Here is a 15,491-nt window from a genome sequence, read left to right on the forward strand (position 1 = left end):
GTGCCTCAGGGCTTCAGGGCCTCAGGGGCGGGGGCGGTGCCGGGCCTCCAGGAACCCGGCGAGGCCCGCGGCGTCGGTGCCGAGCTTGCGGTAGACGCGGGACAGCAGCTGCCGCACGCCCTGCTCGGTGAGGCGCAGCTCCTTGGCGACCACGGCCACCGGGTGTCCCTGGACGGTCAGTTCGGCGGTGCGCAGTTCCTGCGCGGTCAGCGTGTCCGCCTGCGGGTAGCGCAACGGCAGGGGCCGCATCCCGGCCGCCGAGAGCTCCTCCCTGGCCCGCGCGGCGAGCGCCTCGGCCCCGCAGTGGACGGCTCCTTCCAGCCCCTGGTAGAGCCGGTCGGCGGCCTCCTGGAGCCGGCCGTTGCGGGACAGCGCGGCGCCGTGGCCGATCTGGGCGCGGGCGAGTTCGTAGGCGGCGGGCGACTGCTCCAGGTGGTCGACGGCCTGCGCGTACAGGTCGACCGCCGCCGGCCCGCCGGTCACCTCGGCGAGGGTGTGCAGAGCCTGCCCGACGGCGGAGGCGGCACCGAACTCCCGGGCCCGGCGCACGGCTTCCTCGGCGTGGCCGACCGCCTCCTCGGGGGCGGAGGGGGCGAGCGCGGACGCGAGCCGCAGCTGCCACGGGCACCAGGCCGGATTGCGCCAGCCCCGCGCGTCCAGCCAGTCCCCGACCGTGGACAGCAGCCGCGCCGCCTCGGCGTGCCGCCCCTCGGCGAGGAGCAGTTCGGCGTAGACGGTGCGGGGGTCGGGGTAGATGACGGCGTTGACCGGTGTCTCGCCGAAGTGGTGCCCGTCGGCGATCGCGCGCGCGTCGGAGACGCGCCCGCGGGCCAGCAGGGTCTTGATCAGAATGCTCACGCCGAACCACTGGGCGGCCACGACCCCGTCCACCTTGCCGGCGATCCGCAATCCCTCCCGTACGGTGTTCTCGGCTTCGGCCAGGCAACCGCGCCGGTAGCGGATGTATCCGGCGATGGTCTGGCCGAACGCCAGGTGGGAGCCGTGCCAGCCCTTGGCCAGGCATTCGGCGATCCCCTTGCCGAACAGTTCCTCCGCCCGTCGTGGCTGGTCGCCGTACATGAACACCAGGGCGACGGAGAGGGGTACCTCGAACCCCCGGTTCTCGTCGGTCCAGCTCATGCCGCCGCGCAGGGCCTTGTCCGCGTACGCGAGGGAGGTCTCTCTCGGTTCGCCGCGCATGGCCGCGTCCCAGGCCCGCAGTCCCAGGATGTAGCGTTCCTCCAGGCTGCGGCCGGGCAGTTGCTCGGCCAGGCGCGCCAGTGTCCGGGAGCGGGTGGGTGAGTCACGGTCGTCCGGGCGCACCATGCTCCAGACGAACTGATCGGCCTGCATACGCAGTTTGACGCGCGGATTGGTGGCCTGCCGTGCCTCCTCGGCGGCCACGTTCACGGCCTCGGCCAGCTGATCGGTGTGGGCCATGGCCGTGGTCAGCCGATAGACGATGGAGGCGCGCAGATCGGGGTCGACGTCGGGCTGGGCCAGCGCCTGGCGCAGGTGCCGCACCGTGGCGGTGGGCTCGATCAGGAACGTGGCGCAGGCGAGTTCGTGCAGGACGGCGGCCCGGTCCTCGGGCAGGGGCGGTTCCTGCAGCGCGCGGGTCAACAGGCGCCGGGCCGCCTCGGTGGCTCCGGCGCGGAGGTACTCGCGGGCGGCCTCGCGCAGACACGCGACGGTCTCGGGGCGGTCTTCGCAGGGGACTTCCAGCAGATGTCGGGCGGCTTTGGTGGGGCCGTATCCCGCGGCGAGGACGGCCTGCGCCGCGGTGTTGTGCAGACCGGTTCTGAAGCCCGTGCGGATGGACCGGTAGATCGTCGTGGCGATCAGCGGGTGAACGAACTCGAGCTCGCCCTCGTGGCCGTGGCCGTCGGCCAGGATCCGGGCCGTGCGCAACTTCTCGATCGCCTCGCCGGCGGCCTCGTCGCCGAGCACGGCGATGGTCGCGGCGAGCTCCGGCGAGAAGGGCGAACCCAGTACGGCCGCGGTCTGCGCGAAGCGCATGGTCGTCGTGCCCAGCCGTTCCAGACGTTCGATCAGTCCCGGGCCCTTGATCGCCGCCGCCAGCTCACGCATCGCGGGCAGGTCGTCGTCGGTGCCGCCCAGGTTCCGCTCCGCGAGTCCGATGGCGAGTTCCACCGCCTCGAAGGGACTCCCGCCGGTGGCCGACCAGCACTCCTTGCAGAACCCGTCCTCGGCCGCCTCCCCGACCTCGCTCCTGACGATCTGCGTCACGCCCTCAGGAGTGAGCACCACCAGGTTGTGGGGGCGGTTCCCGTGGTCTCCCACGAGCGTGCGGAGTTCGCCGGCCTCGGCCGGCAGCTCGTCGGGCCGGTAGGCGACGACGATCAGCAGGGGGAGGTCGTCGACCCGTGGCGCGAAGGAGGTGAGCCAGCTCAGCGACTCGGTGTCGGTCCAGTGGAGGTCGTCCAGGAGCAGGACGATGGGAGCCTTCCTGACCGCGAGGCGCGTCATGACCCAGTCGAGACCTTCGCGGACTCCGGTCGGGTCCGGCGCGGGGGCGGGTCCGGTCGCTTCGAGACCGAGTACGGCGGCGACGGTGTCGTACCAGCTGCCCAGGAAGACGCGGAGTTCCGCCTCGTCCATCCTCGCCAGCGAGGGCTGCATCAACTGGCGTACCACCCGGAACGCCGAGCCCTGTTCCGTCTCGCTGCCTCTGCCCGACAGCACGGTGAACTTGTGTGCCATGGCCCGGGCGCGTGCCTCCGTGAGGAGTGCCGTCTTGCCCAGTCCGGCCGGCCCGGTGAAGGCGAGCAGCCCTTTGCGTCGTGCTCGTGGCACACCGCCCGTGGTGCGCCGCAACTCCCGGAACGCCGCGTCGAGGGCCTGAAGTTCCCGTCGGCGTTCGATCAGGTTCTCCTGGTCCGTGACCGGTTGCCGCGGCTCCGTCGCCATATGCCGTACCGCTTTCTTTCGTTCGGCTTCTTTCGTTCGGCCCGGGGAGAGCCGAGCGTACGCCTTGTCGCGGTGGGGGCAGGCCGGACTGAGTACTATCGGGTGAATCATGAACTGCAGAAGGGATAATGTCCGCGCTCCGGGTAGGAGGCCCTGATAGCCACCACCCGGGAGCGCGGTCGCCGGGGTTCATCGAGCGCCTACGGCACGGCGGGAACCGACGCCACGTCCGCATACCGCGGCACGGTTCGGGACCAGTGGTAACACCCGCGGATCCAGCCGATCATGCCCTCCACGTATTCGACGCCCGCGGGGCTCAACTCCGGTTCGACCTCCGCGTGGAGCCGCTGGAACTCGCGGATCGTGCTGTTGATCTGCTGGATGGCCAGGACGACGGCGGCCTGCAGGGAGCAGTGGTGTTCGCGCTGCCGGGCCAGGGCCAGGTTGATCACCTCGCCCGCGCGCTGTTCTTTCACGGCGGAGAACAGGTCGGCTGTCCAGACCGCCGCGTCGGCCGAGAGCCGGCTGAGTTGCCTTACGGCCGGATGATGGAGTTCCGCGGGGGACAGTTCGTCCGATGCCGCGGCCTCGTACAGCGGGTAGAACGGCTCGACGCCCGCGGTCAGCGACCGTATCGAGGTGCAGTCGGCGGTGCGCAGGGTGACGGGGTGCGCCTGGGCCACCGCTTCGTACAACAGTCCGTGCACGTATTCGCGGCTCTGCGAGGCCCATCGTGCGGCCTGTCCGGGTGTGCACCGTTCCCGGACCTGCCGGTAGAGGTCGGTCAGTGCCGCTCCGAGCGGTGTGCTGGGCGCCCGGCCGTCCCGCAGGATCGCGATGCTCTCGCAGAGCATGGGCACGAGCCCGGCCGGGGAGCGTCGGCCGACGACTTCCGCCCGGTCGTCGAAGACGAACTGGTAGGCGATCTGGTGGGCGACGATGCGCAGGAGCCCGGGATCCACGGCGGGGCTGGTGAAGGACGCGAGCTGGGCGGGGCGAGTACGGGCGATCATCGCCGCCACACCCGGTTCGGCGGTCAGCCCCCACGTACTCAGCCATGACTCCACACTGGCCGAGGCCTCGGTTTCATGGGGGTTGCGCCGGAACGGAAAGGGCATGTGCAGACGGATGTCGATGAGGTCCTTGAGACTGGCTGCGGTCTGTCCGCCCGGTACGCCGAACCTGATTTCCTCATGCGTTGTCGACACTGGGGTCACCTGCCGATCGGGATTCCGGTGCCTGTCGGGTGCATACCGCGCGGCGGGGGAGCGGAGCGCGGGACGATGACGCGTCTGACGGCCCGTGCGAACGTGTCTCACAGGCCATGACCAGCGACCGCGGCCCCAGGGTGATCGCGGGGCGCGGTGTCCGTGCGACGTACCCGGGCAGATGGCGCAGGCGCACGCGGCCGGCGATGGTCGCGAGCGCCACGGTGACCTCCACCATGGCGAACTCGTCGCCGAGGCATTTGCGGTTGCCCGCGGAGAACGGCATCATCGCGCGCCGCTGTCCGGCGGAGGGCCGCCCCGGCAGCCAGCGGTCGGGGTCGAAACGTTCGGGGTCGGGGAACGACGACGGGTCGTGGTGCAGGAGGTAGGGGCTGTAGAGCACGGTGGCTCCCGCGGGCAGCCGGCGTCCGGCGAGTTCCGTCTCCCGGGTGGTGACGCGGGTGAAGAGCCAGCCGGGGGACGAGTGGCGCAGCGTCTCGGAGACGACGCACCGGGTCCGGACGAGGTCCGGCAGATCGCCGGGGCCGGGCCGTCGGCCGCCCGGGAGGACGGTGTCGAGCTCGGCGTGCAGGTTCTGCTCGGCCTCCGGATGGCGGGCCAGCAGGCTGAAGGCCGCGGCCAGGGAGAGGGCCGAGGTCTCGGCGCCCGTGAGGAGCAGTGTGATCAGGTGGTCGTGGATCTCCTGGTCGCTGAGGGCCGCCGCCCCGTCGTCGCGGGTGGCCGCCAGCAGACTGCCCAGGACGTCGTCACGGGCGGGGCCCCGGCGGCGCTCCGCGATCACCGTGTCGATGACGGCGTGCAGACGGGCGAGTGCGCGCCGGTAGCGGCGGTTGGCGGGGGCCGGCAGCCGGAACAGGGCGTCGACCGGTACGACCGTGCGGACGAACAGGCCGCGGACCACGTCGGCGAGACAGCCCCGCACCTGGGCGGAGGCCGTGTCGTCCAGTGAGCCGGAGAGCAGGACCCGGCTGATCACGCGGGTCGTGAGGGTCATCGCCGCCTCGGTGACGGGAACCGTCCGACCGGCCTGCCACCCCTCGCACACCGACTCGGCCTCCTCTGCGACGAGTTCCGTGTACGCGGCGGCGTGCGACGGCCGGAAAGCGGGCTGCAGCAGCCTGCGCTTGTCCCGGTGCGCGGGCTGACGGCAGGTCACCAGTCCGTCCCCCATCAGCTTCCCCAGCCGGTCGTAGAGCGGGCCCCCTTTGTCGAAGGTGTGCGGGTCCATGAGCACCTCGTGGGCCAGCTCCGGGTGGCACACCATCCAGGCGCGCTGGGGGCCCAGCCGTATCTCGACCAGATCCCCGTACGCGGGCAAAGAATTCAGAAACGCCAGCGGCCGACGGTATAGGGAGATAGCGTGACCGAGGAGTGGGAATATGCCGGGAGCAGTACCTGTCGTCCACGTTCGTTTTTGTTCAGGCACGGCACCGTTCATGGAAATCTCCTGTCCAGTACGACGCGTGAAATGAGCGAACCTGTCCAGGGTCTGACAACCCGAGACAAGTCCTGCCCAGTTCAACCGTGCCCGGGTTTCCGGAAACCTTTCCCCAAAGGGGCGCACGGGGGCACGCTGAAGCAAAAAGCGCCGGGGATGAACGCCTCTTGATGCATGATGCATCGATTGTGATTCCATTGGTCACTCCAGTGCGCTCCCGCCCCGTCCGGCCGTCGCACCGCGAGCGATGTGAGGGAGGAGGCGGCCGAGCGGACCCATGGGTTTTCGGCGCTCGCCGCCCCGGTCGCTTGACCTGTCCCGGCGACGGGCCGAGGATCATGAGTCATGACGCAGGGACAGGGCAGCACGGTGGACGGGGTGCTGCGGCGCAGCGCCCGGCGCACTCCCGCGCGGGTGGCGGTGCGGTACGGCGAGCGGCGGTGGACGTACGAGGAACTCGACGACGCCGTCTCGCGCGCGGCGAGCGTACTGCTCGGCCAGGGCCTCGACCGCGGTGACCGGGTCGGCACCTACGGAAACAACTCCGACGCCTACCTGATCGCCTTCCTCGCCTGCGCCCGCGCCGGCCTGGTCCACGTCCCGGTCAACCAGAGCCTCACCGGCGACGACCTCGCGTACATCGTCGGCCAGTCGGGCAGCTCCCTGGTCCTCGCCGACCCCGACCTCGCCGGCCGGCTCCCCGACGGCGTACGGGCGCTGCCGCTGCGGGACGCCGACGGCTCGCTGCTCGCCCGGCTCGCGGACGCGGCGCCGTACGACGGGCCCGAACCCCGTACCGAGGACCTGGTGCAGCTGCTGTACACCTCCGGGACCACGGCGCTGCCCAAGGGCGCGATGATGACCCACCGGGCGCTGGTGCACGAGTACCTGAGCGCGATCGCCGCCCTCGACCTGAGCGCCGGGGACCGGCCCGCGCACGCGCTGCCCCTCTACCACTCCGCCCAGATGCACGTGTTCCTGCTGCCCTACCTGGCGGTGGGCGCGACCAACGTCATCCTCGACGGGCCGGACGGCGACACCCTCTTCGACCTGGTCGAGGCCGGGGACGTGGACAGCCTGTTCGCGCCGCCCACCGTGTGGATCGGACTCTCCAACCGGCCCGACTTCGCCACCCGCGACCTCGGCGGACTGCGCAAGGCCTACTACGGCGCGTCGATCATGCCGGTGCCCGTCCTGGAGCGGCTGCGCGAACGGCTGCCGAAACTCGCCCTGTTCAACTGCTTCGGACAGAGCGAGATCGGGCCGCTCGCCACCGTGCTCGCCCCCGAGGAGCACAAGGGGCGGCTGGACTCCTGCGGCCGCACCGTCCTGTTCGTGGAGGCACGCGTGGTCGGCGAGGACGGCAAGGACGTGCCCGACGGCACGCCCGGCGAGATCGTCTACCGCTCACCGCAGCTGTGCGAGGGCTACTGGGAGAAGCCCGAGGAGACCGAAGAGGCCTTCCGGGACGGCTGGTTCCACTCCGGCGACCTCGCGGTGCGCGACGCCGACGGCTACTACACGATCGTCGACCGGGTGAAGGACGTCATCAACTCCGGTGGTGTGCTGGTCGCTTCGCGGCAGGTCGAGGACGCCCTCTACAGTCACGCGGCGGTCGCCGAGGCCGCCGTGATCGGCCTGCCCGACGAGCGGTGGATCGAGGCGGTCACGGCGGTCGTCGTACCGCGCGGCGAGATCGACGAGGCCGGGCTGATCGCCCATGTGAAGGAGAAGCTGCCCGCCTTCAAGGCACCCAAGCGGGTCCTGTTCGTGGACGCGCTGCCCCGCAACGCCAGCGGGAAGATCCTGAAGCGGGAACTGCGGGACCGGTTCGGCCCCGCCACGTGAGGACCCGGGAGGCGGATCTCGCGAGGCCCCGGGACGTGAGCGTCGGCACAACGCCCGCCTAGGACCCAAGAAGTCTGGTTCCATACCGTGTGCGGCTTCCGACACCTCGTCCGCCGTTCACCGCCGGCGTGCACATCACAGACATGTCCTGCTGCCTCCCCGTCCCCCTCGGCCCACTCGCGGGCATCCCCGGCCCCCGCGAGATGCTGCGCTCCGGCCTCCTCCTCGCACCCGCCCTGCTCCGGTCCGCCACCGCACCCCGCCCCCGGCACCCCGGCCCGCTCGCCGCCGTCCACCTGGAACTGGTCACCCTCACCGAGGACCGTGCCGTCATCACCTGGCACACCGCCCTGCCCGGCACCGACGACGGCACCGGCCGGATGCTGCCCGCCGTCACCGAGGGCGAGGTCGTCTACGGCACCCACCCGGCCCGCCTCAACCGCACCGCGGGCGAGGACCGTCCCACCGCACACCACCACGTCGAACTCACCGGCCTGGAACCCGGGCAGACGTACTACTACCAGGCCCGCTCCCAAGGCGTGCCCGCCATCCCCACCGCGCTGCACCTGGTGCGCGGCAACGCGGCCGGCACCTCCCGCCACGGCCTCGGCACACCCGGCGGCCCCTACTCCTTCACCACCCCGCAGCCCCCGCCCGGCCCCCACCTGCTCTCCCTCGCCCTCTGCAACGACCTCCACATCGGCGAGACCGTCGCCGGCCTGGTCGCCGGAGTCCCCTTTCTGCGCGGAGTGGCGCAGCGGACGGGACAGACCCCGTACCCGGAGCTCATGAGCCGGGCCGTGGTGGACGAGGCCCGCCGCCGCGGGGCCCAGCTGCTGCTGGCCGCCGGTGACATCTCCGCCGGCGGCGGACCGCGCGACCTGGCGGAGGCCAGACGGATCCTGGACGGCTTCGGCACCCACCGCCGGGACTACTTCGTGGTCCGGGGCAACCACGACCGCGGCGCGGGCGAGGGCGCGGGCGCCGCCTTCCACCGGGTGTTCGGCGGACCCGACCGGCCCGGCTGGTTCGAGCACGACGTGGGCGGACTGCGGATCATCGGCCTCGACACCTACGACAAGCGCGGGAACGGCGGTGACGCGGGCGGCCTCGGAGCCGAGCAGCTGTCCTGGTTCCGGCGCCGGTTGCGGGCCCACAGGGAACAGCCCACCCTCGTCTTCGGCCACCATCCGCTGACCGTACGGGAGGCCCTCTTCCCGGTGAGCCCGGCGCAGCGCCTCGGCCGCCGCCAGGCCCGCGCGATCCTCCGGGCCTACGCCGCCGCCCCCGGTGTGTTCCTCCACCATGTGGGCCACACCCACCGCAACAAGCGCACCCATGTGCCCCTCGCCCCGCAGGTGACGCTGCAGGAGGTCGGTGCCGCCAAGGAGTACCCCGGCGGATTCTTCCTGCTGAGGATCCACAGCGGCGGCTACGCGCTCAACTTCTTCCGGGCGCGCGCCGCCGAGGCCCTGGAGTGGAACGAGCGCAGCCGCCGGCAGGCCGGGGGACTGTGGCCCCACCACGCGCTCGGCCGTTCGGTCGCCGACCGCAACAGCGTGGCCGTCCGCGACCTGTCCGGCATCGGCCGGCTGCTGCCGCCGTCCGCGCAGCCGCATTCCTCCCAAGGGATGACGGCCGTCCCGAACCCCCGCCCGGATGTGGCCCGGAGAGGGACGCCTCCGTAACGTGGGGACATGTCGACCCTGTGGGAACTCATGCAGGACTGCATCCCTGACGACCACGCTCGCCAGGTCACCTCCCGCTACTACCTCGACGAAGCCATGCGCTCGCCGCGGGCACCGGACCGGGTGGTGGACCTCGGCTGCGGGCGGGGTACGTCGGCCGAGCTCTTCCGCAAGCACGACTCCCGAGTCCGCTGGGTGGGCGTCGACATCCGCGATTCGCCGGAGGCCGCCCAGCGCACGCCGGGTGGTGACAGCGTGGTGTACTTCGACGGCGTCAACCTGCCCTTCCGCTCCGACGCCGTGCCGCTCGTCTACTCGCACCAGGTCTTCGAACACGTCGCCAGGCCGAGGGAACTGCTCGCGGAGGTGAGCAGAGTGCTGCGTCCGGGCGGGCTGTTCATCGGCAGCACCTCCCAGTTCGAGCCGTACCACTCCTTCAGCCTCTGGAACTACACGCCCTACGGATTCCGGGTGCTGGTCGAGGAGGCCGGGCTCGCCCTGGAGGAGATCCGGCCCTCGCTCGACGGCGTGACACTGATCATGCGCACGTACCACGGCTCGCGGAAGAAGGAGTACGGCCGCTTCTGGCAGACGGAGTCGCCGCTCAACACGGAGATCGACGCCTGGGCCCGCAAGAGCAAGCGGGACACGGCCCTGGTGAACCTCCGCAAGCTCACGTTCTGCGGGCAGTTCGCGTTCCGGGTGAGCAAGCCGGCCCAGCGCGTCTGACGCCCCGGATCCTCCCGGTGCGTTCACCGGCTCACTTGCTGACCGGTGCGGGTGGCCCGACCTCGGCCAGTGTGCCGGGAGCGCAGATCACCTCGGACCAGAGTTCGACCGACCTGGTTGAACTGGTGTTCAGGCCTGCGACGTTCCACCCCTGGGTCGTCGGCGAGTTCGTCCTGACCATGATGCTGATACTGCCCGCGTCGAAGCCGTTGTAGCCGCCGCCCGTGGGCACCTGCCCGGCCGGGCACAGCGCCTCGGTGCTGCGGGCCTGGCCGGGCGGCACCACGACATGCGGGCCGTGCACCCACGTGTACACCTCCGCCTGTGCCGCGGCGGACTTCACCACGGGTGGCCGGCCGGTCTTCTTCCCGTCCGGCTGATCGGCTGTGTCGCGAGTGACGGCGATGGCCGTTCCGCTCGCGGCGAGAACCGCCGCGGTGACCAGGACGCCGATCGGGAAACGTTTCATCTCGAACCTTTCGTGCCGCGTGAGGGGGGCATGCAGTCTCTGCATGCCCCCTGCGAGCACAGCGCTTGCTCCCTGCCACACGTTCGGCGCACGCCGGGCCGATGCACGGCGCCGGTCGCGCCGGTCATTTGCGACGCCGCGCCACCGTCCCCGAAGATCAGCGTCATGCCCACGTTCACCGCCGCCGACGGCACCCGTCTCGCCTACCACGTCAGAGGCGAGGGCGAACCCCTCGTCGTGCTCCCGGGCGGCCCCATGCGGGCCTCCGCCTACCTCGGGGACCTGGGCGGGCTGGCCGCCCGCCGCCGGCTGGTCCTGCTCGACCTGCGGGGGACCGGCGACTCCGCCACGCCCGCCGACCCGGCGTCGTACCGCTGCGACCGACTGGTCGACGACGTGGAGATGTTGCGCGCCCACATGGGGCTCGACCACATGGACGTACTGGCGCACTCGGCCGGTGCGAGCCTGGCGATCCTGTACGCGGCGGCCCATCCGCAGCGGGTGCGGCGGCTGGCGCTGATCACCGGCAACCCCGCGGCCCTCGGCCTGCGGGCCACCCCCGAGGACCGGCTGGCGGCGGCCCGGCTGCGGATGGGGGAGCCCTGGTTCGAGGGGGCGTTCCCCGCGCTGGAGGCGTGGCTGACCGGCTCCGGGGACTTCGACGAGGCATTCATGCCGTTCTTCTACGGCCGCTGGGACGACGCCGCCCGCGCGCACGACGCGGCCGCCGAGGAGCAGTCCAACGACGAGGCCGGCGACCGGTACTTCGGCGAGGGCGCCTTCACCCCGGACGCCACCCGGACCGCCCTGCGCGCCCTGGCCGCCCCCGTCCTGGTGTACGCCGGTGAGCTCGACGGCGGCCCCAGCCCGGCCCTGGCCCGGCGCGCCGCCGAGGCCTTCCCGACCGCCGAGGTCGCCGTGCAGCCCGGCGCCGGACACTACCCCTGGCTCGACGACCCCGAGTGGTTCGTCCGCCGTACCGTCGACTTCCTGGACAACTGAGCCGGACTTCGGCCCTGTGGCCCGAACGCCTCCAGGAAACGGTCGCGGAACTGGTTCATCGCCCAGATCGGCGCGTCTGCGGCGGGCTTGAGGCCCGGTGTCCAGCCCCACCCGGCGACCCCGTCCAGGACCGCCGGGTCATGGGCGACGATCGTGACGGGGACGTCCCGGCGCGGGCTGCCGGCGACGACCTCCGGGCGGGGCTGGTGGTCGCCGAGGAAGACCAGGACCGTGTCCTGGCGGGCGTGGCGCCGCATGAACCCGAACAGGCTGCGCAGCGAGTACTCGATCGAGGCGCGGTACTCGGTGCGTACGCTCTCCGTGTCTTTCCACACCTCTGCCGGGTCCTTGCCCGCCTTCTGGATCGGCCCGAACACCGAGCCGTCACCGAGGTCCTTCCAGCCGATCATGCGGGGGAGCGGCGCCCAGGGCTGGTGGCTGGAGGCGAGAACGATCTCCGCCATCAGCGGACGCCGGTTCTTCCTCCCGTACTCCAGGCGGTCGAAGGCCTCCAGCGTGAACTGGTCGGGGACCGGCGTCCAGCTGAAGTACGGGCCGTGGTAGCCGAGGTGCGTGGAGTCGTAGGCGCGGTCGAGGCCGAAGAACCGGGCCTCGGGCCAGGTGCGGCGGACGCCCGGAACGACACCGACCGTGCGCCACGCGCCGGTCCTTCGGAAGTACTGGTTGAGGGTCATCCGGTCACCGGAGACCAGATTGCGGTAACGCTGCTGGTTGTTGATCCACAGTCCGGACAGCAGCGTGGCGTGGCACATCCAGCTGCCCGCTCCGAGGACCGGGGAGCGCAGCCAGCCGCTGCGGGCGTCGAAACCGGCCGCCTTGAGCGAGGCGGTTCCCTCCTGGAGGACCGCGCCGACCTGCCGCGCCATCGCCGGGTCCTCGATCGCCGTACGGCCGTAGCTCTCGACGAACGTGAACAGCACGTCCTTGCCGCGCAGGCCCGTCAGCAGCCGGTCCGGCGGAGTCCTCTCGAAGGCGTCGACGGCGGCCTCCGCCGCGAAGACCCGCGCGTCCGCCAGACCGGCCCGGACCGCCTGCACCCGGTCGTCCACCAACTGGGCGTCGAGCGTGGCGGCGACGGGCGCGCCGCCGGTCCGCAGGCCGAAGGTGGCACAGGTGACCCAGGCGACGGCCAGGACCAGAGCGGCACGCCCCGCGGGCGGACGCCGGCGTGCCATCCGCTCGGCGAGCCGCACCAGCGCGAGAACGGTCACCACGGGCACGGTCACGGCGAGCAGCAGGGCCCCGGCGATCGCGAGCACCTCACTGGTCCGGCCGAACGACTCCCGTACGTAGTCCGCCGCGTCGTCCAGCAGGATCCAGTCGAGCACCAGGTCGAACGGGCGTTGTAACGCCCAGTAGAAGCCCATGTCCAGGCACTTCACCAGCGTCAGCACCCCCAGCGCCGCGCCCGCCAGCACCGCCGTGACCCGCCGCGCCCAGGTGGGCAGCACCAGCAGGACGGCGACGAGCACGATCCCCTCGCCGGGGAGGCGCAGGACCGCCGGCGGCGCGAGCAGGTCGAGCCGGTTGGGCAGCAGCAGCACGGCCAGCAGCAGGGCGGCGGACCCGGCGGTCGTCCCCACCGAGATGCCCCGGGCGGTCCGCGGATGCCTCCGCCGCCAGCCTTCGCCCGTGCCGGGACCGGCCGGTGACGGCACGGTCTCCGGCGGCCGGGCGGGCGTGGGGTGCAACACCGGAGGTCCTTCCGTGCAGCCGTCGTGACTCTGTGTGCATGATCGACGTCAGATCGTGCGCACAGAGTACGACCCCGGGACCGCCCTGCGACGGTGGCACACCCGTGCGTCCTGCCGGTGGGGAGGCGGGAAGAAGGTGATCCCGGTCCCGCCCCGGACACCTGGGCCGAGCTCAGCTCTGCGGCCCGAACGCCTTCATGAAGCGGTTCCGGAACTGGTCCATGGCCCACTCCGGTGCGTTGCCCGCGGGCTTGAGCCCGTCCGTCCAGCCCCACCCGGAGACCCGGTCCAGGACCTTCGGGTCGCGGGCGACGATGGTGACCGGTACGTCCCGGCTGGTGCTGCCGGCTGTGACCGTCGGGACCGGCTGGTGGTCGCCGAGGAAGACGAGGACGGTGTTGTCGTCGCCGTAGCGCTGCATCCACTGGGTCAGGCTGTCCAGGGAGTACTGGATCGCCTTGCGGTACTCGGTCCGCACGCTCTTCGCGCTCTTCCAGACCTCCGTGGGGTTCGTGCCCTCCTTCTTGATCTTGTAGAAGATCTTGCCGTTCCCGAGGTCCTTCCAGTCGATGATGTGAGCGATGGGGGACCAGGGGTTGTGGCTGGAGGCCAGGATGATCTCCGCCATGATCGGGTCGCGGTTCTTCTTCCCGTGCTCCAGCTTCTGGAAGGCCTCCAGGCTGAACTGGTCCGGCACCGGGGTCCAGCTGAAGTACGGACCGTAGTAACCGAGGTGCGTGGAGTCGTAGATGTGGTCGAGGCCGAAGTACTTGCCCTCGGGCCAGGCCTTGCGCACGCCCGGCACGATGCCGACCGTGCGCCAGGCCCCGGTCTTCTGGAAGTAGCTGGTGAGGGTCGCGTGGTCGCCGGTGGTCAGGGTCCGGTACCGCTGCTGGTTGTTGATCCACAGGCCGGACAGGAACGTCGAGTGGGCGAGCCAGCTGCCGGCGCCCGTCACGGGTGACCTGAGCCAGCCGCTCTTCGCCGCGAAACCGGCTGACTTGAGCCGGGCGTTCCCCTCGTTCAGCGTCGCGTCGATCTCCGGAGCCATCGCCGGATCGTCGATCGCCACCCGGCCGTAGCTCTCGATGAAGGTGAACAGCACGTCCTTGCCGCGCAGTCCGGTCAGCAGCTGGTCGGACGGGGTGTTGGCGTAGGCGTCGACGGCGAGTTGCTTCTTGAAGACGTCGGCGTCCCCCAGTCCGTCGCGGACGTACTGCACCCGGTTGGCGAGGAACTGGCTGTAGCCCTTGGCGGCGAACGGGATGCCGGCGAACTGCACGCCCAGCGAGAAACAGGTGATCCACACGGTGCCGAGGACGAGCGTGGTGGTCACGGCCGCGGGGCGGTGCCGGTCCAGGACGTTCGCCAGCCGCACCATCGCGAGCGCGCTCAGCACGAGCACGGCGACGAGCAGCACGATCACCCCGATCACCGCGAGCACCTCGCCCGTGTGACCGAACGAGTCCTTCACCCAGTCCGCCGCGTCGGTCAGCAGAATCCAGTCGAAGACCAGGTCGAACGGTCGGGCCAGGGTCTGGTAGAAGCCCATGTCGAGGCACTTCAGGACGGTGGACAGGCCGAGGAGCGTCCCCGTGACGACGGCCGCGATCCGTCGTGCCTTCGACGGCAGTGCGAGCAGGATGACCGAGAGGTACACCGCTTCGACGGGGAGGCGGAGGAAGGTCTGGAAGGAGAACCGGTCGAGGCGGTCCGGCACGAGGATCGCGCCGAGCACGAACGCACCCGCCAGGACACTCGTCCCCACCCGCACACCGGTTGCGATGCGGGGGTGGCGGCGGAACCGGCCGAACCAGCCGGGGCGGTCGGAGTCGGGGGCCTGGCAGGCGGGTTCGGTCTCGTCCCCGGCCGTGGCGAGGCCGGTGTGCGGCTCGGCGCCCTCGGAAGCGCGTTCGTCGTCGGCGGCGGGAGGGAGCGAGTCAGTGGTCTCCCCGGCCGCTTCGCCGCGCTCCTCGTCGCTGGTTGCTTCGCCGCGCTCCTCGTCGCCGGTTGCCTCGTCCTCCTGCTCCTCCTGCTCCTCCGCTCCGGGGCTCGTGTCCGCGTCGGCCTCTTCGACCGCCTCGGGATCCCCGCCCGGCTCGCTCGCCTCAGCCCGAGTGCCGGCTTCGGCCTCGGCCCCGTCATCCGTCGGGTGTACGCCCGACGGGGCGTCCGGCTCGGCCCCGGCTTCCGCCGGCGCGGCCGGTGTTCCCGCCGCCGGGTCCGGTGCCGACGCGTCCGCGTCCAGCAGTTGGCGAGGGGGCGTGAGGTGCGACACCCGTAAGTCCTTCCGTGCGAAGCCCGGTGATGGCACGGCGGGACCGGGCCCGCAGGTCAGGAACCGCCAACCTCGCGTACGGCCTGACGTAACCCGGTGTTCAAACGTCCGGGTCAACCGCGTGCAAAGAGCGCGCCCGGCGGGTCCTGCCCCGCTGCCCGCAC

10 protein-coding genes are annotated in these 15,491 nt (G+C 71.6%); 4 read left to right on the top strand and 6 right to left on the bottom strand.

Features of this window, described 5'->3' with window-relative positions:
* Positions 1-21 precede the first annotated feature (21 nt).
* From KVT45_RS28240 to KVT45_RS28250, 3 genes are all read right to left on the bottom strand, one after another.
* A complete protein-coding gene (locus KVT45_RS28240) occupies positions 22-2,931 on the bottom strand; it encodes an AAA family ATPase (protein WP_217551922.1) in 2,910 nt (969 codons plus the stop codon).
* Positions 2,932-3,131: 200 nt separating this feature from the next.
* Complete coding sequence (locus KVT45_RS28245; RefSeq protein ID WP_308310883.1) at positions 3,132-4,139, bottom strand: (-)-alpha-amorphene synthase; 1,008 nt, start codon at positions 4,137-4,139, stop codon at positions 3,132-3,134.
* Complete coding sequence (locus KVT45_RS28250; protein ID WP_217551923.1) at positions 4,123-5,598, bottom strand: cytochrome P450; 1,476 nt, start codon at positions 5,596-5,598, stop codon at positions 4,123-4,125. The genes KVT45_RS28245 and KVT45_RS28250 overlap by 17 nt, the downstream gene beginning before the upstream one ends.
* A gap of 345 nt (positions 5,599-5,943) precedes the next feature.
* Here KVT45_RS28250 and KVT45_RS28255 point away from each other — a divergent pair, with 345 nt between their 5' ends.
* The 3 genes from KVT45_RS28255 to KVT45_RS28265 all read left to right on the top strand — a co-directional run bounded on the left by KVT45_RS28255 (position 5,944) and on the right by KVT45_RS28265 (position 9,863).
* Positions 5,944-7,446 (top strand): acyl-CoA synthetase, encoded by a 1,503-nt coding sequence (locus KVT45_RS28255; protein WP_217551924.1) that lies wholly within the window; start codon positions 5,944-5,946, stop codon positions 7,444-7,446.
* A gap of 128 nt (positions 7,447-7,574) precedes the next feature.
* Entirely contained in the window at positions 7,575-9,134 is a 1,560-nt protein-coding gene (locus KVT45_RS28260; RefSeq protein ID WP_308310884.1) for a metallophosphoesterase family protein, read from the top strand.
* Positions 9,135-9,143: 9 nt separating this feature from the next.
* Positions 9,144-9,863, top strand: a complete 720-nt coding sequence (locus tag KVT45_RS28265; protein WP_217551925.1) for a class I SAM-dependent methyltransferase — start codon at positions 9,144-9,146, stop codon at positions 9,861-9,863.
* Positions 9,864-9,894: 31 nt separating this feature from the next.
* Here KVT45_RS28265 and KVT45_RS28270 read toward each other — a convergent pair whose 3' ends face one another.
* Entirely contained in the window at positions 9,895-10,332 is a 438-nt protein-coding gene (locus tag KVT45_RS28270) for a hypothetical protein (protein WP_217551926.1), read from the bottom strand.
* Positions 10,333-10,497: 165 nt separating this feature from the next.
* Here KVT45_RS28270 and KVT45_RS28275 point away from each other — a divergent pair, with 165 nt between their 5' ends.
* Positions 10,498-11,334: an alpha/beta fold hydrolase gene (locus KVT45_RS28275; protein ID WP_217551927.1), complete on the top strand. Its 837-nt coding sequence runs from the start codon at positions 10,498-10,500 to the stop codon at positions 11,332-11,334.
* Here the strand turns inward: KVT45_RS28275 and KVT45_RS28280 are convergent.
* Entirely contained in the window at positions 11,271-13,049 is a 1,779-nt protein-coding gene (locus KVT45_RS28280) for a sulfatase (protein WP_217551928.1), read from the bottom strand. The two genes, KVT45_RS28275 and KVT45_RS28280, sit on opposite strands and share 64 nt — an antisense overlap.
* A 172-nt stretch (positions 13,050-13,221) precedes the next feature.
* On the bottom strand, positions 13,222-15,327 hold the full coding sequence (locus KVT45_RS28285) for a sulfatase (protein WP_308310885.1): 2,106 nt from the start codon (positions 15,325-15,327) through the stop codon (positions 13,222-13,224).
* Between the last annotated feature and the right edge of the window lie 164 nt (positions 15,328-15,491).

Source organism: Streptomyces sp. GbtcB6 (genome assembly GCF_019091475.1).
Lineage (GTDB): Bacteria > Actinomycetota > Actinomycetes > Streptomycetales > Streptomycetaceae > Streptomyces > Streptomyces hyaluromycini.